We start from the raw sequence: 17,715 nt of genomic DNA, 5'->3' as shown, positions 1-17,715 counted from the left end.
TTTATTACTCCGCTGCTATGGCTTTTGGCTTTGGTTTTGGCGTCGCGCCATGCTCGTATTCTTCAAGAAAATCCAACACGCTCTGCCGGTAGGAATAGTAATCTGGATGCTCCAAAAGCGCCTTTCGAGTGCGCGGGCGCGGCAGTTTTACATCCAAAATTTTGCCGATGGTGGCTTGTGGTCCGTTGGTCATCATCACGACGCGGTCGGCCAGCAAAATCGCCTCGTCCACGTCGTGGGTGACACAGACGGCGGTCACTTTTGTGCGCGACCAGACCTCCATCAAGACCTCTTGCAACTCCCAGCGGGTGAGGCTGTCGAGCATGCCGAACGGCTCGTCCAGCAATAGCAATTTGGGTGACAGGGCAAAGGCGCGAGCGATGCCGACGCGTTGCTTCATCCCGTTGGACAGGGACGAGGCCAGCTTGTCCATGCTGTCGGCCAGCCCGACGCGCTCGAGGTAGTATTCGATGACATCTTGGCGTTCCGGCTGCGAGGCGCGCGGGTAGACTTTATCGACCCCGATGGCGACGTTTTCCTTGGCCGTCAACCATGGGAAAAGGTTGGGTGATTGGAACACTACGGCGCGCTCCGGATCGGCCCCTTCGACGTTCCAGCCATCAAGGCGGATCGCTCCTTTGGAGATTTCATTCAAGCCCGCAGCCATGGTTAATACCGTGGATTTGCCGCACCCCGAGTGCCCGATCAGGCTGATAAACTCGCCTTTGTTAACCTTTAGATCAAAGTTTTCGACCACGGTAAGTGGCCCCTTGGGTGTCGGGTAAATTTTGTGCAATTGCGAGAAGTTCAGATAGCGCTCCTCAAGCCCACCCTCCTGCGCCTTGGCGACGACGGCGGGCACGCTGTGAATGGGTGTAATGCCGGGGAGCGTGCGCGCGACCCCGGCTTTGGCAGTGATACCGACGTCCATCAGGTAGCCCGTGACCTGCTTGCGCAGCGCCTTAAATCCGGCGTCATTGTTCATCGCCATGCGGTCGCGGGGGCGTGGGATATTCACGGTGACGGGATCAGCCAGCGTGCCGTCCGGGTTGAGCGTGATGATCCGGTCAGCAAGCAAAATAGCCTCGTCCACATCATTGGTGATCAGCACGCAGGTTTTCTTGCCCTGCTCCCATATGTCGAGAATCTCGTCGGCCAGATTGGCGCGCGTCAGCGCATCAAGTGCGGATAGTGGCTCGTCCAGCAACAGCACTTCGGGGTTCATCGCCAAGGCGCGTGCCACCGATACCCGCTGGCGCATCCCGCCCGATAGCAAGGCAGGGCGGCGCGATTTGGCATGGCTGAGGCCGACCATGGCGACGTAGTGATCGATCTTCGCCTCGCGCTCGGCTTTGGACAGTTTTGGGAAAACTGCATCGACGGCTAGCCCAATGTTTCCGCCCACGGTTAACCATGGCATCAAAGAGTAGCTTTGAAAGACCAAGCCGCGCTCTGGCCCCGGACCTGCGATGGGCGCGTCCTTAAATGTGAGGGTGCCCGCGTCTGGTGTTTCCAGCCCTGCCATCAGGTTCATCAACGTGGATTTGCCCGTGCCAGAGAAGCCGAGGATGGCCAGAAACTCGCCCTCGACAATCTCAAGGTTAATGTTTTTCAGCACCTCGGCGCGGTGGGTGCCAGTGCCGAACCCTTTGGATACGTTTTGAAAATTCAAAATACTCATGGCGGATCAGTGTGCCTCCGAGAAAGTGAACAAGGATTGCAGGGCGAACATGACCCGGTCCAGTAAGAACCCGATAATCCCGATAGTGAAAACCGCGACCATGATGTTGGCGAGCGATTGCGACGACCCGTTTTGAAACTCGTCCCAGACGAATTTTCCCAGACCGGGGTTCTGCGCCAGCATCTCGGCGGCGATCAGCACCATCCAGCCAACCCCAAGTGACAGACGCAGGCCAGTAAAGATCAACGGCAGGGCAGAGGGCAAAACCAGCTTGGTGATTTTGGTCATGGTGGACATTTTCAAGACCTTGGAGACGCTGATCAAATCCTTGTCGATGGAGGCGACGCCAAGCGAGGTGTTGATCAGGGTCGGCCAAAGCGAGCACAGGGTGACAGTGACGGCCGACACAAGGAACGACTTGGAAAACATGCCGTCGTTACTGGCATAAAGCGCCGAGACGATCATGGTAACAATGGGCAGCCAAGCAAGGGGGCTGACGGGCTTAAATATCTGGATCAGCGGGTTGATTGCGGCATTGGCGGTGGGCGACAGTCCCGCCATGATCCCCAGTGGAATGGCGATGGCGGAGGCAATCAGGAACCCAAAGAACACGGTTGTTACCGAGGTCCAGATTTGTTGGTAATAGCTTGGCTTGCCTGTGTAGGCGCGCTGCTTGACCTTATCGGCTTGGCCATTGGCGACCAGTTTGGCGTTGCGCGCATCTTGGCGCTCATAGAAGGCGGCTTCCTTCACGCGACCACGCGCCGCGTCGGCGTTCAGGCTAAGCGCTTGTTGCCAAACTTGCGCCGGGCCGGGGATTTCGCCCAGAGACGTTTGGACCTTTGGGGCCAGAAATCCCCATGCTGCCAAGAACAATGCGATGGCCAGCAGCGGCACCCCCAATAGACGCCAAACCTCGGACGCTTGTGCGCGCGGATTGTCACCCGCTACGGCCTTCATGATTGGGGTCACCCACGCCAGCCCCAACACTGTCAGCCATGCGTCGGCTTTGTTGATGCGGGTGAAAAGGCGGGCGCGCCGCGCTTCAGTGTCTAGGCTGTTTTGGTCGATGGCGGTCATGTTGGAACCTGCATTTTTCTAAAGAGGTGGTGAGGGTGCGGCTTAGCCTTGCACTTGGGAATCGGTGACGGTTTGCGTGCCTTTCAGGCCGATGGGCAGGCTTTCAAGGTAGGCATTTGGCGTGCGCCCGTCGTAAGGAATGGCGTCAATAATATCAGCCGCCGGGGTGGGGGCTTTGAACCCGTCGCTGTCCCATGGGAAGTCGGCCTCATTGGCCATGTCTTCATCCACCAGCATCCGGGCCGCGCGTAGATAGATGTCGGGTCGGTAGATGCTTTTGGCGGTGTCGATGAACCATTCATCAGTTTTTTGTTCGGCAATTTGCCCCCAGCGGCGCATCTGGCTGAGATACCAGATTGCATCCGAGTAGAACGGGTAGGTCGCATTGTAGCGGAAGAATACGTTGAAATCAGGCACATCGCGGACATCGCCTTTCTCATACTCAAACGTGCCTGTCATGGAGTTGGCGATGACGTCCTTATCGGCCCCCACATATTCCGAGTACGACAGGATTTCGACGGCGTCCTCGCGGTTGGCGTTGTCGTTTTCATCCAACCATTGCGCGGCGCGGATCAACGCCTTGGTAAGTGCTATCGTCGTGTTGGGGTTCTCTTCGGCGAACTCTGCGGTGATGCCGAAAACCTTTTCGGGGTTGTTCTTCCACAACTCGTAGTCAGTGATAACCGGCACGCCGAGGCCTTTGATCACGGCTTGTTGGTTCCACGGCTCGCCAACGCTGTAGCCGAAGATCGTGCCGGCCTCCATGGTGGTGGGCATTTGCGGCGGAGGGGTCACGGATAAAAACACATCTGCGCCAATCTGGCCGCTGATATCTTGGGGTGAATAATAGCCGGGCTGCAAGCCACCCGCGGCCAGCCAGTAGCGGATTTCGTAATTGTGGGTCGAGACCGGGAAAACCATGCCCATGTTGAATGCGATACCTTGATCTTTGTAATCCTCGACCACAGGAGCAAGGGCGCTGGCGCTGATCGGGTGTTGCGGGCGGCCATCTTCCATAAGCGGAACATGGGACTTCATCTGCTCCCAAATATCGTTGGAAACGGTGATCCCGTTGCCGTTCAACCCCATAGAGAAGGGGGTGATGATATGCGCCTTGGTGCCGTAGCCAATGGTCGCGGCCAGAGGTTGGCCAGCCAACATATGCGCCCCGTCCAATTGCCCGTCGATCACCCCATCGAGCAGAACTTTCCAGTTCGCTTGGGATTCGAGACGCACGAACAGGCCTTCGTCCTCAAAGTAGCCGTTCTCATAGGCGACGGCCAAGGGGGCCATGTCGGTTAGCTTGATAAACCCAAGGGTTAACTCGTCTTTTTCAAGGTCCAACACTTGGGACATTGCGGGGCTAGCGCATAAAGCGGTGGCGGCGAGGAGGCATTTGATATGGTTCATTACTGGGTCCTGTAGGCACGCGAAAAAGCCGCTCGACTGGTGCACGCAGAGGGAGGCGCGTGCGCAATCGAGCGGCGTTGCTCTTGAATTGGGAAGGCTAACTTCATCGCTGGCCAATGAGGACTTCGTTGCCCTGAGCCTAAATTTCATCGCTGGCGGGGGAAGTGCAATGCCATGGGCAAGGCATGAGTGGGGTTTTATGCTGCGTTGCAGCGAATGCTTAATTTTTAGTCACTGCTTTCGGTCCGGAGTCAAAATTTGTGTCGCGGTGAAAAGCGAGGAGAAGAATCGGGAGGCGAAATAACGCAAGAGGGTTTTACTGGAGTAAATCCGCGGTCGTGACCAAAGCCGAGGCCACATCTATCACCTTGCGGCCTTGGTTCATCGCGGTCTTGCGCAATAAGGCATAGGCGTCTTCTTCCGACATTTGGCGGGCCTTCATCAAGACCCCTTTGGCGCGGTCAATTGTCTTGCGGTCGGACAGTGCCCGCCTTGCGCTCGCCAGTTCTGAGTGCATTTTGTCAATCATTTGGAACCGAACTATAGCGGTTTCCAACACTGCTTTGATCCGGTCCTTGTGCAACCCATCGACGACATAGGCGCTAAATCCGGCCGAAATGGCGGCCTGTGTCATGGCCTCATCCGTGTGGGCGACAAAAAGTGCGACTGGCCGTGCGTTGGCATTCGTTGCGATGCTTAGATGCTTGAGGGTTTCCAGATCAGGCTGGGCAAGGTCGATCAAAATGACGTCTGGGGCGCGCTGTTTCAGAGCGAGCGGCAGCTCCGCAGGTGTGGGGATAGAGGTCGTTTTGGCCCAGCCACCGGCCTTCAACGCGTCAATAATGGCGCGCGCTTTCAGAAGGTCTGGCTCAACGAGCAAAATTTCAGGGTTGTTTTTCACGGTTTTGCCTAACCTTAACAGGGCCGAGTGAGCCACCAGAAGCTGCGCCCAAGGCAAATGTTGAACCCAAAAGGTCAGTTTTTTGTCGGTTAGACTGTGATCTGCACAATCTGCGGGCATGAAAGGAAAGGGGGCTTGCTGCGGCCCGTGCCGCCGGATCAGAGGCCGTGTGCGATGACGCCAAAGCCTCTAGGGTGGTAACGATGCGGGCGCAAAATTTTCCAACCATGGTTGCTTGGCAAGCTGGGCCTAGGTTCGAAAGGTAAGTGGCGATCCCGGGAGGACTCGAACCCCCAACCCCCTGCTTAGAAGGCAGGTGCTCTATCCAGTTGAGCTACGGGACCACTCCCCCGCTTATTGCGAAAACAGGCGCATAAAGGCAAGGGGTTTGCTTCTTCTGTGTGGATGGTTATTTGTGAACGTAGTTCAAGGGGGTCGCATGGCGGGCAAAGTTCAAAAGAAGCGCAATGATTTGCGCGCGAAACTGATTGATATTGCCGAAGCCCGTATCACTGACGGTGGCATTGCTGAAATCAGGGCGCGTGTGCTGGCGAAAGAAGCGGGATGCGCTGTCGGTGCAATCTATAATGTGTTTGGCGACCTGAATGACTTGATCATGGCGGTGAACGCGAGAACATTCCGGCGTGTGGGCGAACATGTCTCGGCTGCGGTGACGGCGGCCCCTACTGGGCGCCCGGTTGATACGCTGATCACCATGTCACACGCGTATTTACACTTCGCGCGCGACAATACCCCCGCATGGCGAACGCTGTTTGATCTGGAGGTTTCTACAGAGAAAGGTGTCCCGGATTGGTATCAGGAGGAGTTGGAAAGGGTCTTTGCCCTGATCGCGGCCCCTCTGGTGCGGATATTTCCAGATATGCCTCGTGAAGATGTGATTCTAATGACCCGCGGGTTGTTCTCATCAGTGCACGGTATCGTCCTTTTAGGGCTAGAGCGGCGTATATCCGCGGTCCCGGTCGACCAATTGGAGAAAATGATTACGCTTGTTTTCAAGCACTTAACATCTTCTCCGTCAAAATTGTGAACACGGTTCAATAAAATACTTGAACGGCGTTCATCTTTAGGTATGCTGAATTCATGAACGGCGTTCACTGCGCCACCATGTAGGAGATACCAAGATGCTTTCGACTTTGAAGACACTGATCACCGGCGCAAATGCACGGGCCAACGAGACGGTCCGCGATGTCTACGCCATCGAGTTGATCGAGCAAAAAATCCGCGAAGCAAGCAACAGCCTAAGCGCGGCCAAAGCAACTTTGGCTAGCCTGATTCAGCGCCACCGCGCTGAAGATCGCCAAATTAGGTCAATTGAGGCCCGCGTGTCGGACCTTACCGAGCGCGCCACAAAAGCGCTGGATGATGACAATGAGGTCATGGCGACCGAGGCCGCTAACGCTATTGCCCAGTTGGAAAACGAGCTGGAAGTCCGCCGACAAACCTTGGGGCGCTTGGACCAACGCATATTGCAATTGCGCCATTCCATCGAGACCGGAAATCGCCGCATTATCGACCTGAAACAAGGTGCGATCACCGCAAAGGCTGTCCGGTATGAGCAATCGGTTCAAACCAAATTGAACACGACCCTGCACGGCAAATCTAGCGCCGCCGAGGCCGAGGAGCTTATTGCTAACGTTTTGAAAAAGGATGATCCCTTCGAGCAGGCGGAAATCCTTGCCGACATTGATCGTGACTTAAATCACGAGACGCTGGCAGATCGAATGTCCGACGCGGGCTATGGCGCAGCCACACGGGCCACCGGGGCTGACGTCCTTAAGCGCCTTAAAACCAAGAAATAAATCCACTGATTTGAAGTTTCAAACAAAGGAAAATACCAATGAATAATGTATTTAAATCCGACAACACCTTGATCATGATGGTTAACCTCGCGGGCGTTTTTATTGCTTACGGCATGCTTGCCCTGTCGCTATATATGTCGCCTGATGTGCCGCTCGCCACCAAAGGTTTCTGGGGGATCGGCATCTTGATGCTATCTCTGAGCCTCGTGAATTTCGTCAAATACCGCTTTGATGCGCGCATCAACGAGGATCGTATTCAACAAATTGAGCGCGCCCAGAACGAGAAGCTTCTGGAAGATTTTGTGACTGTCGAAAAAGCCGCTTAACTTTCTATCCTGCTCACCACCGCGCCCTCTTTTCCTGAGGGCGCGGTTTTCCTTGCGTCATCGGGCCAAATCCTGTCCCTTGGGCGAACCTTACAAAAAGAGAGCCTCAATGCGCCGCTTTGCCGCCTCGATCGTTGGACAACTGATTGCCTTCTTCGCGCAATTTATCACCGCCGCACGCGCTGACTGGCGCGGCATTGAGCCGGTGCGCCGCCAGCGCATTTATTACGCCAACCACACGTCCAATGCGGATTTGCCAATTATCTGGACCGTGCTGCCTGCCGCCCTACGCCGTGAAACCCGCCCTGTGGCCGCGGCCGATTACTGGCTGAAAAACAAGCTGCGTGCTTTTACGGGGCGTGATGTCTTTCGCGGCATCCTCATTGATCGCCGTGCCGAGCACCGGATTGATGACCCGATTGCCAAGATTATTGCCGCCATGGATGAAGGCTCCTCAATCATCATTTTCCCAGAGGGCGGGCGAAACCGCACCGATGATCCGTTAACCCCTTTCAAGGCGGGGCTTTATAATATCGCCAGAAAGCGCCCCGAGGTGGACTTGGTTCCCTGCTGGATTGACAATATTTCCCACATCATGCCGACCGGCGAGGTCATCCCCGTGCCGCTGGCCTGCACCGTTATTTTTGGCGCGCCGATCCATGTGCAAGACAGTGAAGGCAAGGACGCATTTCTGAGCCGCGCCTCGGATACATTGCTTGAACTGATCCCAACGCGGGGGGGTGCCTGATGGAAATCACTCAAACAAATTCCGACCTTCTTTTTCTGTTTGCTGCCTGCTGCGGCTTGCTGATCCTCGCCACACTTATCGGCGAGGTGCTACGCATCCGCCTGCCAAAAACCCACGCCGAATTGGTGGTCGAGACCTATTTGACTCGTTTGCACAGCTGGTGGGGTATGGTGTTTTTGTTCTCGACTGCTCTGATGATCGGCCCGATAGGCATCATCTTACTTTTCGCCTTCTGCTCACTTGCGGCGCTGCGCGAATTTCTGACCCTCACGACCAAAACCAATGCCGACCACTGGTCACTGGTCACCAGTTTCTATCTGATCCTGCCATTCCAATATGTGCTGATCTGGTGGGGGGAGGTGGCGATGTTCTCGACCCTCATTCCCGTTTACGCCTTCTTGCTGTTGCCAGTTTTATCCGTGCTGCGCGGCGGCAAAGGAGCGGATCAAAACTTCCTTGCGCGCATCTCGGAAACCCAATGGGGCCTGATGATCTGCGTCTTTTGCGCTAGCTATATCCCCGCATTGGTGACGCTAGACATCCCCAATTACGGCGACCGCGCACCGTTGCTAATTGCCTATCTGGTCTTCGTCATCCAAATGGGCGATTTGATGGAATATTTTGCCGGCCGCCGCATTGGCAAACACAAAGTAGCCCCTGCCGTTTCCCCCAAAACCCGCGAAGGCATCATTTGCGGCGCAGCACTTGCAGCAAGCCTTGGATTACTACTCACTTGGATGACGCCGTTTTCACCATTGGCCTCCATCGCGATGGCGCTAATGGCCTACATGGTCGGTGTCGGTGGATCACTGGTTCTGGCGGCAATCAAATCAGATCGAGGCATCAAAAACTGGGGCCATTTGATCCCCGGCCAAGGCGGCTTTGTGGATCAGTTGGATTCGGTGGTTTTTGCCGCACCTGTGTTTTTTCATGTAACGCGATACTACTACGGTTAAACCGAAATTAACCCTCGTTTAATGCGTCCAAGCCCCACGACGGCCCGTCGCAAAGTTCTCGCCATAGCCACCTTTGCGGATCACCGGTTTGCGTGTCTTGGGCTCGGTCACAACGGCCTCAATGCCCTTGCCCTTGGCGTAGTCTAGCGCGGCCTCTTTGTTCTCAAAGGTCAGCTTCACTTGTGCCTGCGTGTCATCGGACGAAGTCCAACCCATCAACGGGTCCACGCCGCGGCCTGTATCGTTTACAAATTCCAATACCCAAGATTTCGTCTTCGCCGTGCCTGATTGCATGGCGGATTTGGCTGGCTGGTAAATACGTGCTCGCATGGGTCGTTTCTCCCGAAAATTCAGCCTATATATCGCGATCCTGACACCCTATGGCAAGAGTACAATACCGCACGCCTTGAAGCTGCTCTCAAAAAGCTCATCTTAGGAGCAACCCCAAGGATTCGCTTTCATGCACAATAACTCTCCCGAACAGATGCCCGAGCAACAGCCATACCTGTCCAACCCTGCCCCCGATGTTAAAACCCGTGGCAAGCTAGAAGGCGGCATCCAGTTCCGCCTCGAGACCGAGTTCGAGCCCGCAGGTGATCAGCCCACTGCCATTCGCGAGTTGAAGTCCGGCATCCTCAATGGCGATCGTGACCAAGTCCTGCTTGGGGCCACTGGTACGGGCAAAACCTTTACGATGGCTAAACTTATTGAAGAAACCAACCGTCCTGCAATCATTCTTGCCCCCAATAAGACCCTCGCGGCGCAACTTTACGGCGAATTCAAAGGCTTCTTTCCTGACAATGCTGTTGAGTATTTCGTCTCCTACTACGACTACTACCAGCCCGAAGCCTATGTCGCGCGCTCCGATACATTCATCGAAAAAGAGAGCCAGATAAACGAGCAAATTGATAGAATGCGCCACTCCGCCACCCGCTCTTTGCTCGAGCGTGATGATGTCATCATCGTCGCCTCAGTCTCGTGCATTTACGGCATCGGCAGCGTGGAAACCTACGGCGCAATGACGCAAGATTTGCATGTCGGCCAAGAATACGACCAGCGCAAAGTCATGGCCGACCTCATCGCGCAGGCCTATAAACGCAACGATCAAGGCTTTCAGCGCGGCACATTTCGGGTGCGCGGCGACTCACTTGAAATCTGGCCAGCCCACCTAGATGACCGCGCATGGCGGCTGTCATTTTTTGGTGAGGAACTTGAAACCATTGCCGAATTTGACCCGCTCACTGGCACTAAAACCGACAATTTTGAGCGCGTTCGCATCTACGCTAACTCCCACTACGTCACCCCGCGCCCGACCATGCAACAGGCCATCAAAGGCATCAAAGCAGAGCTAGCTTTGCGCCTACCACAACTCACTGGTGACGGTAAATTGCTAGAGGCACAGCGCCTAGAGCAGCGGGTCAGTTTCGACCTAGAGATGCTGGAAGCCACCGGTGTTTGCAACGGGATCGAGAACTATTCGCGCTATCTAACGGGCCGCGCTCCGGGCGAGCCCCCCCCCACATTATTCGAGTTCATCCCTGATAATGCCATCGTTTTCGCCGATGAATCCCATGTCTCGGTGCCGCAAATCGGCGGCATGTACCGAGGTGACTTTAAGCGCAAATCCACGTTGGCGGAACACGGCTTTCGCCTGCCATCATGCATGGATAACCGCCCGCTGAAGTTCGAGGAATGGGACGCCATGCGACCCCAATCCGTGTTCGTCTCCGCTACGCCCGCCGCGTGGGAAATCGAGCAATCAGGCGGTGTCTTTGTTGAGCAAGTGATCCGCCCCACAGGCCTTCTGGATCCCATAATTGAAATTCGCCCAGTCGAGACGCAAGTCGATGATGTTATGGATGAAATTCGCAAAGTAACGGCTGATGGCTTCCGCATTTTAGTCACCACTTTGACCAAACGCATGGCTGAAGATTTAACCGAATACCTACACGAGAACGGCATCAAAGTTCGCTATATGCACTCTGATATCGACACGATCGAGCGCATCGAAATCCTGCGCGATTTGCGCCTCGGGGCCTTTGACGTGCTGATCGGCATCAACTTACTTCGCGAGGGGTTGGACATCCCCGAATGTAGCCTAGTTGCCATTCTGGACGCCGACAAAGAGGGCTTTTTGCGCTCCGAGACTTCGCTGGTTCAAACCATCGGGCGCGCCGCGCGTAACGTGAATGGCCGCGTCATTATGTATGCCGATAAAATCACCGGCTCGATGCAGCGCGCCATGGGCGAGACAGAGCGGCGCCGCGTCAAACAGATGGCCTATAACGAGAAACACGGCATCACGCCGCAAACCGTCAAAAAGAACGTCGAGGATATTCTAGCTGGCCTCTACAAAGGCGATGTGGACATGAACCGCGTCACCGCCACGATTGATGCACCATTGGCAGGCGCTAATTTACAGGCCGTGCTGGAAGGTCTGCGTACCGATATGCGCAAGGCTGCCGAGAACCTTGAGTTCGAAGAAGCGGCCCGCCTGCGCGACGAGGTGAAGCGGCTTGAGACGGTTGAGTTGGTCGTCTCCGATGATCCGCTCGCGCGTCAATATGCCGTGGATAAAGCGGTGGCTGATGGCAAGAAAATGTCAGGCCGATCCACGGCTGGCAGGCCGGGACAACGCGGTGGCGTAAGGGGGCGAGGCCGGAAGTGACCATGGGCTCGCTTGCCGGAAGGCACCAAAGAAACGGGGTCCTATAGGCTTGCCAAGGCAGACCTATCCAAGTGCCGCAGTTAAACTGTCATCTGCGAGATCAGTGGCTTGTTGTTTTTGATGTGGCGGGCCGTGATTGAGGTTGCGTCTTTCTTGTTGGCAATTGAGCGCGCCAGCTGAGGGTCAAAATGTTTAGTCAGAACCGCTGGGAACAAGTCTGCCAGTTCATCCGTTTCCTCTTTGGATAAGGATTTGATCGCTTCTTTCCCAAGGTGCAGTGTCTCGGATGGGGCTCCTTCTGCCAGAACAATTTCGTGCTGGTCGCAAAAAAAGTGCCAGTACTCGACCTCGGCTATGTCTTGTTCAACCGAGACGCCGGGCAGGGCGGTCAGGTTTTTTGCGGCGATGAGAACCTCGCCAGCACCAGTGACGCGTTTCGCGATCACCGAGGACACCATCATTCTGTGCTGCGGAGAGACCAGCAAATCACGTTCCGGCATCCCAAGGCCTAATGCACCTGCTGTAATTCGAATTGGACGGTTTTTGTCAGAGTGTTCGATGAATTGCACCTTGGATTTGTGTATCCAACGCACTTGCTGAAAGCCATGGTCCAGAGTGTGCACACGGTCCTCAGAGGTAATGTCTTCGACCGCTTTTTTTCCTTGGTCTGTCAAGATTAATGTCCCGCGACAAAAACAGATGATGGACGTGGTTCCACTGGTTGAAATGAACGCTGCGTTGCCACCAGAAGTTATTAGGGTGGGCGCCCCTTCTGGTATGGTGTTGGCAAGACCTGCAAACCATTGCGCCGCTTCATCAGTGTAGAAGCGCGTTAGCATGTATTTATCGCCGGTCGCCGTATCCGTGACGATTGAGTAAACGATGCCCCCCGGTGGGGTCAGATATACGTAAGTCCCAGTATCTGGATCTGTGTATCTAATATTTCCGATGCCAAAAAGCTCACTGTGCCCGGACGTGGTATTCCCAGTATAGTATGAATTCTGAAAGACCTCTTCGCCGCCAGCGGTGTCCGGTGTCCGGTGTCCGGTCAACCATGAACGTCTCGTTAATATTGATGGCGCTTGTGCCGTGGCCGTCTTCATTTATAGCGCCTTGGCCGGTGCTGTTTTGGTAGATGTGTTGAGAGGCTTCCTGCCAGTACTCAACATATTCGCCGGACGAGAAATCGGCGTCAATTATGCTGGTGCCTGAATTGCCACCAATTTGGAATAAATAGGCATTGCCCATAATTTCACACTCTCACACTCGTTAAAACACTGTCAAAGGCTGACCGGATTGAAGCGCCGGGGGCCATAGTAGTCTTGATATATTAACGTAAGCATATGTTGGTCAAAAAAGGCATTTTTGTGCCGAATAACAGGACCTTACTTTAGGTAACGTATTGGCAGCCAAGAGTTACATTAGGTTGCCGGGGGGGGTGGGTTCTACAAATTGGAGCTACTTTTAAGGCTTTGAAAAATAGAAGGTTTTATCTTCTTTGAAATCATTTTACCCGCGCAAATGGATGGTCGTACCAATTTTTGGATACTCTGCCGGGTCGCTTTGAAATGATAAGGAACGCTCGATTGAGTGGCCGATTCGATGCCCTCACAAACCGCACCTCGTGGTGGATATTCTGCGGAGCATCCACTCCGGGTCAGGCCCCAAAGTTAACTAAAGCATAAGGGGGCTTGGAAATTTATTGTATTTAGCGGTATCATCTCAATGGTTTAGCAAGAACTGCCCAGATGTGGGTATTGCTGGAAACGCTTGACTGTCGTAAACGCCCTACGTGGTGAAAAAATATTACCAATTTACGCTCTCTGGGAGGAGACAACATGAAAACCAATCTTATCGCAGCCGCACTCGGTCTGTCCGTCGTGACTGGCGGGGCGCAGGCGCAAGACGTGCTTGAAATGACATCTGCCTTTGGCAAAAACCTTCCGATTTTGGGGACTGCTGCAACGGACTTCGTTGCCAAAGTGAACTCGATTTCGTCCGAAGTTGAATTTGAACACTTCGATCCCGGCAAACTGGTCCCGACCTTGGAAGCGCTCGACGCGGTTTCCAGCGGCTCGGTTGACGCAGCGTTCACAACATCGGGCTACTGGCAGGGTAAAATCAAATCTGCATCCCTGTTCGCGGCTGTGCCATTTGGCCCGGAAGCTGGGGAATTCCTTGGCTGGATTTTGTATGATGACGGCAAAGCCCTTTGGCAGCGCATGTATGACGAAGCCGGCTATGACGTGCACGTCACACCGTGTGGCGTGATCGCGCCTGAGACTTCCGGCTGGTTCAAGAACGAGATCAACGGTATCGAAGACCTGCAAGGTTTGAATATGCGCTTCTTCGGTCTTGGTGCTGAAGTCATGGAAAAAATCGGCGTATCGACTTCGCTGCTTGGCGCATCGGACATCTTCCCGGCACTGGAACGCGGCGCAATCGATGCGACCGAGTTCTCCATGCCTCGCATCGACAGCCGCCTTGGCTTCCACAAGATCGCCAAGTTCAACTATTTCCCTGGCTGGCACCAGCCCTCCACTTTGTTCGAACTTTTGGTTAACAAAGACGCGTGGGAAGGTCTGGGCGAGAAAGCACAAGCACAAATCGAAGTTGCTTGCTTGGCCAACATCACCACCAACCTCGCAGAGGGTGAAGCCACCAACTACGCGGCGATGATCGAGAACACCGAGAAAAATGGCGTTAAGATCCGTCAGTGGTCGCCAGAGCTTTTGGGCATGTTCGAAGAGAAGTGGGATGAAGTTGCCGCAGAATTGGCAGCAGAAGATGCGTATTTCGCAGAAGTCTGGGCTGATCTGTCCGAGTACCGTGCTGGCTATAAAGTCTGGAACGACAACATCTACCTGCCACGCCCGCGCAACTAAAGCGCGCCGCATAAGGCTAAACTCAGGAGGGTGGCCAGTTTGGCCGCCCTTTTTCCTAAAAATACAAATGTTCTTAGCGGAACGCGGGGGTGGATATGTCGGGTGAAACTATAGATCTGAGCGGGGGACCCGCAGAGGTCGCAATCGCTATTACCGATCCGGGGGAAATTGGCCGCGAGCATCATCGCTGGCCTGATCGTTTGATGATCAACGTGGGTAACGTCGTCGCGTGGCTGTTTCCATTGCTGATGGTGGGCATCGTGGCCCAGGTTATCATGCGTCAAAACGGGATGAACCAAGCTTGGCTCGATGATGCGCAATGGTGGGTTTACGGCTTTGCGATGCTAACCGGCTTTGCCTATGCGATCACCACTGAAAGCCATGTGCGCGTAGACATCTTCCACCAGAATTTCAGTGCCGCGAAGAAAGCCAAGATCGAGGTTTTCGCAATTGGTTGGCTGCTTATGCCGTTCCTGTTGATAATGACCGACATTTTGATGCACTACGCGTGGTCGTCGATTTTGGCATGGGAAGGCTCCGACAGCCCCAACGGCTTACACCGCCTCTACCTTTTGAAGTCTTCGTTGCCGATCATGTTTGTAATCGCGCTTACCGCAGCTTGGGGCGTGTTCCGGCGCAATTTGGCTGTGTTCTCGGATTTGAGCCTGCATAAGGTCGTTTTATGGACCCTGCCTGCGGCTATCTTCCTCTTTTCGCGGCTGTTTCACTACGCCCTTTATTGGTTCTACGCGCTGACGACTGATATTAAGCCGCGCCGTATCTCTAAAGAAGCGGCATTCGATAATATAAGCCTCTATGCCATTGGGTTGGTCGTGGTGCTTGTTGTGGCGGGCTACTTGCTGTCACGTAGCAAATCTAAGGAAGTTTGAGATCATGCAACTTCTATCCTTAATTGACTTCCTTTCGCTGAACCAATGGTCCGTGTTGGCCATGTTCGCGGTCTTTATTGTCATGCTGTTTCGCGGTGTTCCAGTTGCCTATGCCTTGGTTGGTGTGGCGTTGCTGTTCATCGTGCTGGGCGAATTCGTGCTGGACCCGAACCGTAAATACATCAACGAGTTCATCGAGTTTGACCGTACCGGCATCACCTATATCAAACTGTTCGCCAATGGCGGGCGCTTCTTTGGGGGGATCATCAAGAACCCGGTTCTAGTGGCCTTGCCGATGTTCATCTTTATGGGGCTGATGCTGGATCAATCCGGTGTTGCGCAACGTATGATGAAAGCCATGCAAGTGCTGTTTGGCGCGTTGAAAGGCGGGCTGGCACTGTCAGTCATGTTGATCGGTATCATTTTGGCGGCGTCTACCGGCGTTATCGGTGCATCCGTGGTGCTTTTGGGCGTTATGGGTATCCCCACGATGATGGAGCAAAATTACTCCAAGCCGATCGCGACGGGCACTATTGCCGCGTCGGGAACGCTGGGTATTTTGATCCCGCCATCAATCATGTTGGTGATTATGTCGGACCAGTTGGCCATCTCGCTGGGCGACTTGTTTATGGGCGCGCTGTTCCCGGGCTTATTGCTGGGTTGTCTCTATATCATCTTCTTGGTGGTCTACGGTTTGGTGAACCCCAAAGCGATGCCAGTGCCGGAAAACCGTCCAGAAGTTACCATGACTGTGGTGATGGATACTGCCAAATCGGTGGTTCCGCCAATGGGGCTGATCTTGCTGGTGCTGGGCTCGATCTTCTTTGGCTTTGCGACCCCGACAGAGGCCTCTGGTCTGGGTGCGATGGGCGCGACAGCGCTGGCCTTCATGAACCGTAAGCTAGACCTTCGGGTGTTCAAGGACGTGATGCGCCAGACGTTGAATACATCTGGCTACATTGTGGGTATTTTCATCTCGGCCAACTTCTTTGCCTTCATTTTGCGCCGCTTTGGTGGGGACGAGATCATCGAGCATCTGGTGCTTTCATCGTTTGATGACAAGTATCTGGTGGTGATGTTTATCTTGTTCATCATCTTCTTGCTGGGCTTCTTGTTGGACTGGATCGAGATCACGCTGATCATCATGCCGCTGATGCTGCCTGTTGTGCTGTCACTGGATATTCCGGTGAATGGCTACGGCGTGGTGGATAATCCATCTATCGTGTGGTTTGCCATTTTGGTGGCGGTGACCCTACAGACGTCATTCTTGACCCCGCCGGTAGGCTTTGCACTGTTCTACCTCAAAGGCGTTTGCCCACCCGAGATCACGCTGGGCCACATCTATCGCGGTGTTATCCCCTTCGTGCTGTTGCAGATCTTTGGGTTAGGGATCGTGTTCGCCTTCCCGAGCATCGTGACGTGGCTACCTGCGGTCGCTTACGCAAATTAGATCAAAAGGCCGTCCCTCGGGGCGGCCTTTTTGGTGAAACCTATAGCGTGGAATAGAGGCCGTACCTGTGAAAATTCTGGCAATCTCTGGCAGCGCGCGTGCGAACTCCACAAACACGGCGCTGCTGCGATCGGTGTCTGAGATTGCGCAGCCGGATCATCAAGTCACCGTATTTTCCGGGGTTGCGAATTTGCCGGTTTTCTCTCCCGATCTAGAAAGCGGACCTCTTCCTGCGAGCGTTCAAAACTTCGTGGATGCAATCAGGGAAAGTGACGGTGTGATTATATCCAGCCCTGAATATGTCCGGGCGATCCCCGGGGGGCTGAAAAATGCAATTGACTGGCTCGTGTCGCGCGACGAGATCATCAGTAAACCGATTGCGCTGATGCACGCCTCGCATCGTGGGGACGATATGCTGGCGCAGCTTCGATTGGTCCTTTCCACCGTCAGTCAATGCTTTGCGCAAGACCTGTTCGTGAAGTTCGAGTTGATGAAGTTGTCACCAGACGAGATTTCACATCACATGACGGCGCCATCGCGCCGGGCTGCGGTGACCGAGTTCTTGCAAGGCTTTGCGAAATACTGCGGTTAATGGTGCCGTGCCACCTCCTGCGCTGGGCAAGCATTGGTATTTCCGACCAGACGTTGGTAAGGAGGTAACAAGACTTATCTCCGCTGGCGACAGCGCTCAAAATGGGAAGATTTTGGCGATGAAACAAGTACCTAAAGAGACCACCGACGACGCTCTTATTCAGCAGTTTCTGAATAATGGCGGGACGGTGAATGTGGGCAAGACTAAGCCTATGCCGCATGATCTTGGGATCAGCAAAAACGTATGGAATGCCAAGCTGACCAAAGAAGAGAAAGCCGCAAAGAACGGCAAGCTCGACAGCCTATAAG

Annotated in this window: 18 protein-coding genes and 1 tRNA gene; 11 read left to right on the top strand and 8 right to left on the bottom strand. The window is 54.4% G+C overall.

Going from position 1 to position 17,715, the window contains the following annotated elements; translation table 11 throughout:
- Positions 1 to 4: 4 nt before the first annotated feature.
- The 5 genes from AC3Y7R_RS08890 to AC3Y7R_RS08870 all read right to left on the bottom strand — a co-directional run bounded on the left by AC3Y7R_RS08890 (position 5) and on the right by AC3Y7R_RS08870 (position 5,416).
- Positions 5 to 1,681 (bottom strand): ABC transporter ATP-binding protein, encoded by a 1,677-nt coding sequence (locus AC3Y7R_RS08890; protein WP_490041680.1) that lies wholly within the window; start codon positions 1,679 to 1,681, stop codon positions 5 to 7.
- A gap of 6 nt (positions 1,682 to 1,687) precedes the next feature.
- On the bottom strand, positions 1,688 to 2,761 hold the full coding sequence (locus AC3Y7R_RS08885; protein ID WP_490041679.1) for an ABC transporter permease: 1,074 nt from the start codon (positions 2,759 to 2,761) through the stop codon (positions 1,688 to 1,690).
- A 42-nt stretch (positions 2,762 to 2,803) separates the two neighbouring features.
- Positions 2,804 to 4,171: a CmpA/NrtA family ABC transporter substrate-binding protein gene (locus AC3Y7R_RS08880; protein WP_490041678.1), complete on the bottom strand. Its 1,368-nt coding sequence runs from the start codon at positions 4,169 to 4,171 to the stop codon at positions 2,804 to 2,806.
- 316 nt (positions 4,172 to 4,487) lie between these two features.
- Positions 4,488 to 5,192 (bottom strand): ANTAR domain-containing response regulator, encoded by a 705-nt coding sequence (locus AC3Y7R_RS08875; protein ID WP_490041677.1) that lies wholly within the window; start codon positions 5,190 to 5,192, stop codon positions 4,488 to 4,490.
- 147 nt (positions 5,193 to 5,339) lie between these two features.
- A tRNA-Arg gene (locus tag AC3Y7R_RS08870) sits at positions 5,340 to 5,416 on the bottom strand.
- Positions 5,417 to 5,511: 95 nt separating this feature from the next.
- Between AC3Y7R_RS08870 and AC3Y7R_RS08865 the strand changes: the two genes are divergently transcribed.
- From AC3Y7R_RS08865 to AC3Y7R_RS08845, 5 genes are all read left to right on the top strand, one after another.
- Positions 5,512 to 6,120 (top strand): TetR/AcrR family transcriptional regulator, encoded by a 609-nt coding sequence (locus AC3Y7R_RS08865; protein ID WP_490041676.1) that lies wholly within the window; start codon positions 5,512 to 5,514, stop codon positions 6,118 to 6,120.
- Positions 6,121 to 6,214: 94 nt separating this feature from the next.
- The gene (locus AC3Y7R_RS08860; protein ID WP_490041675.1) at positions 6,215 to 6,892 is read left to right on the top strand and encodes a PspA/IM30 family protein; all 678 of its coding nucleotides are present in this window, start codon (positions 6,215 to 6,217) and stop codon (positions 6,890 to 6,892) included.
- Between the two features lie 38 nt (positions 6,893 to 6,930).
- Positions 6,931 to 7,218 carry a hypothetical protein gene (locus AC3Y7R_RS08855; protein ID WP_490041674.1) on the top strand — a complete coding sequence of 96 codons (288 nt, stop codon included), beginning with the start codon at positions 6,931 to 6,933 and terminating at the stop codon, positions 7,216 to 7,218.
- A gap of 109 nt (positions 7,219 to 7,327) precedes the next feature.
- Positions 7,328 to 7,966 carry a lysophospholipid acyltransferase family protein gene (locus AC3Y7R_RS08850; protein ID WP_490041673.1) on the top strand — a complete coding sequence of 213 codons (639 nt, stop codon included), beginning with the start codon at positions 7,328 to 7,330 and terminating at the stop codon, positions 7,964 to 7,966.
- The gene (locus AC3Y7R_RS08845) at positions 7,966 to 8,922 is read left to right on the top strand and encodes a phosphatidate cytidylyltransferase (RefSeq protein ID WP_490041672.1); all 957 of its coding nucleotides are present in this window, start codon (positions 7,966 to 7,968) and stop codon (positions 8,920 to 8,922) included. The genes AC3Y7R_RS08850 and AC3Y7R_RS08845 overlap by 1 nt, the downstream gene beginning before the upstream one ends.
- 18 nt (positions 8,923 to 8,940) lie before the next feature.
- Here the strand turns inward: AC3Y7R_RS08845 and AC3Y7R_RS08840 are convergent, their stop codons facing one another.
- A complete protein-coding gene (locus AC3Y7R_RS08840) occupies positions 8,941 to 9,252 on the bottom strand; it encodes an ETC complex I subunit (RefSeq protein ID WP_490041671.1) in 312 nt (103 codons plus the stop codon).
- A gap of 130 nt (positions 9,253 to 9,382) precedes the next feature.
- Between AC3Y7R_RS08840 and uvrB the strand changes: the two genes are divergently transcribed.
- Positions 9,383 to 11,590, top strand: coding sequence for an excinuclease ABC subunit UvrB (gene uvrB, locus AC3Y7R_RS08835; RefSeq protein ID WP_490041670.1), 2,208 nt, complete (start codon positions 9,383 to 9,385; stop codon positions 11,588 to 11,590).
- Between the two features lie 80 nt (positions 11,591 to 11,670).
- Here uvrB and AC3Y7R_RS08830 read toward each other — a convergent pair whose 3' ends face one another.
- Together AC3Y7R_RS08830 and AC3Y7R_RS08825 are read right to left on the bottom strand one after the other, a co-directional pair.
- On the bottom strand, positions 11,671 to 12,429 hold the full coding sequence (locus tag AC3Y7R_RS08830; RefSeq protein WP_490041669.1) for a Hint domain-containing protein: 759 nt from the start codon (positions 12,427 to 12,429) through the stop codon (positions 11,671 to 11,673).
- Positions 12,430 to 12,550: 121 nt separating this feature from the next.
- Positions 12,551 to 12,838, bottom strand: coding sequence for a hypothetical protein (locus AC3Y7R_RS08825; protein ID WP_490041668.1), 288 nt, complete (start codon positions 12,836 to 12,838; stop codon positions 12,551 to 12,553).
- A 590-nt stretch (positions 12,839 to 13,428) separates the two neighbouring features.
- On the opposite strand from AC3Y7R_RS08825, the gene AC3Y7R_RS08820 reads away from it, so the two are divergent.
- The 5 genes from AC3Y7R_RS08820 to AC3Y7R_RS08800 all read left to right on the top strand — a co-directional run bounded on the left by AC3Y7R_RS08820 (position 13,429) and on the right by AC3Y7R_RS08800 (position 17,714).
- Positions 13,429 to 14,475, top strand: a complete 1,047-nt coding sequence (locus AC3Y7R_RS08820; RefSeq protein ID WP_490041667.1) for a TRAP transporter substrate-binding protein — start codon at positions 13,429 to 13,431, stop codon at positions 14,473 to 14,475.
- Positions 14,476 to 14,570: 95 nt separating this feature from the next.
- The gene (locus tag AC3Y7R_RS08815) at positions 14,571 to 15,365 is read left to right on the top strand and encodes a TRAP transporter small permease subunit (protein ID WP_490041666.1); all 795 of its coding nucleotides are present in this window, start codon (positions 14,571 to 14,573) and stop codon (positions 15,363 to 15,365) included.
- A 4-nt stretch (positions 15,366 to 15,369) separates the two neighbouring features.
- Entirely contained in the window at positions 15,370 to 16,815 is a 1,446-nt protein-coding gene (locus AC3Y7R_RS08810; RefSeq protein WP_490041665.1) for a TRAP transporter large permease, read from the top strand.
- A 67-nt stretch (positions 16,816 to 16,882) separates the two neighbouring features.
- A complete protein-coding gene (locus AC3Y7R_RS08805; protein ID WP_490041664.1) occupies positions 16,883 to 17,407 on the top strand; it encodes an NADPH-dependent FMN reductase in 525 nt (174 codons plus the stop codon).
- A 118-nt stretch (positions 17,408 to 17,525) separates the two neighbouring features.
- Positions 17,526 to 17,714 (top strand): hypothetical protein, encoded by a 189-nt coding sequence (locus tag AC3Y7R_RS08800; RefSeq protein ID WP_490041663.1) that lies wholly within the window; start codon positions 17,526 to 17,528, stop codon positions 17,712 to 17,714.
- Position 17,715: the final 1 nt, after the last annotated feature.

The organism is Litoreibacter sp. (genome assembly GCF_058136045.1).
The sequence above is the reverse complement of the archived record's forward strand: the minus strand, read 5'-3'. Positions and strand labels throughout refer to the sequence as shown.

Excerpts from the sequence above, each read along its gene's own strand:
- AC3Y7R_RS08890 (WP_490041680.1), bottom strand. The coding sequence starts at position 1,681 with ATGAGTATTTTGAATTTTCAAAACGTATCCAAAGGGTTCGGCACTGGC.
- AC3Y7R_RS08885 (WP_490041679.1), bottom strand. The coding sequence starts at position 2,761 with ATGACCGCCATCGACCAAAACAGCCTAGACACTGAAGCGCGGCGCGCC.
- AC3Y7R_RS08880 (WP_490041678.1), bottom strand. The coding sequence starts at position 4,171 with ATGAACCATATCAAATGCCTCCTCGCCGCCACCGCTTTATGCGCTAGC.
- AC3Y7R_RS08875 (WP_490041677.1), bottom strand. The coding sequence starts at position 5,192 with ATGCCCGCAGATTGTGCAGATCACAGTCTAACCGACAAAAAACTGACC.
- AC3Y7R_RS08865 (WP_490041676.1), top strand. The coding sequence starts at position 5,512 with ATGGCGGGCAAAGTTCAAAAGAAGCGCAATGATTTGCGCGCGAAACTG.
- AC3Y7R_RS08860 (WP_490041675.1), top strand. The coding sequence starts at position 6,215 with ATGCTTTCGACTTTGAAGACACTGATCACCGGCGCAAATGCACGGGCC.
- AC3Y7R_RS08855 (WP_490041674.1), top strand. The coding sequence starts at position 6,931 with ATGAATAATGTATTTAAATCCGACAACACCTTGATCATGATGGTTAAC.
- AC3Y7R_RS08850 (WP_490041673.1), top strand. The coding sequence starts at position 7,328 with ATGCGCCGCTTTGCCGCCTCGATCGTTGGACAACTGATTGCCTTCTTC.
- AC3Y7R_RS08845 (WP_490041672.1), top strand. The coding sequence starts at position 7,966 with ATGGAAATCACTCAAACAAATTCCGACCTTCTTTTTCTGTTTGCTGCC.
- AC3Y7R_RS08840 (WP_490041671.1), bottom strand. The coding sequence starts at position 9,252 with ATGCGAGCACGTATTTACCAGCCAGCCAAATCCGCCATGCAATCAGGC.
- uvrB (WP_490041670.1), top strand. The coding sequence starts at position 9,383 with ATGCACAATAACTCTCCCGAACAGATGCCCGAGCAACAGCCATACCTG.
- AC3Y7R_RS08830 (WP_490041669.1), bottom strand. The coding sequence starts at position 12,429 with ATGCTAACGCGCTTCTACACTGATGAAGCGGCGCAATGGTTTGCAGGT.
- AC3Y7R_RS08825 (WP_490041668.1), bottom strand. The coding sequence starts at position 12,838 with ATGGGCAATGCCTATTTATTCCAAATTGGTGGCAATTCAGGCACCAGC.
- AC3Y7R_RS08820 (WP_490041667.1), top strand. The coding sequence starts at position 13,429 with ATGAAAACCAATCTTATCGCAGCCGCACTCGGTCTGTCCGTCGTGACT.
- AC3Y7R_RS08815 (WP_490041666.1), top strand. The coding sequence starts at position 14,571 with ATGTCGGGTGAAACTATAGATCTGAGCGGGGGACCCGCAGAGGTCGCA.
- AC3Y7R_RS08810 (WP_490041665.1), top strand. The coding sequence starts at position 15,370 with ATGCAACTTCTATCCTTAATTGACTTCCTTTCGCTGAACCAATGGTCC.
- AC3Y7R_RS08800 (WP_490041663.1), top strand. The coding sequence starts at position 17,526 with ATGAAACAAGTACCTAAAGAGACCACCGACGACGCTCTTATTCAGCAG.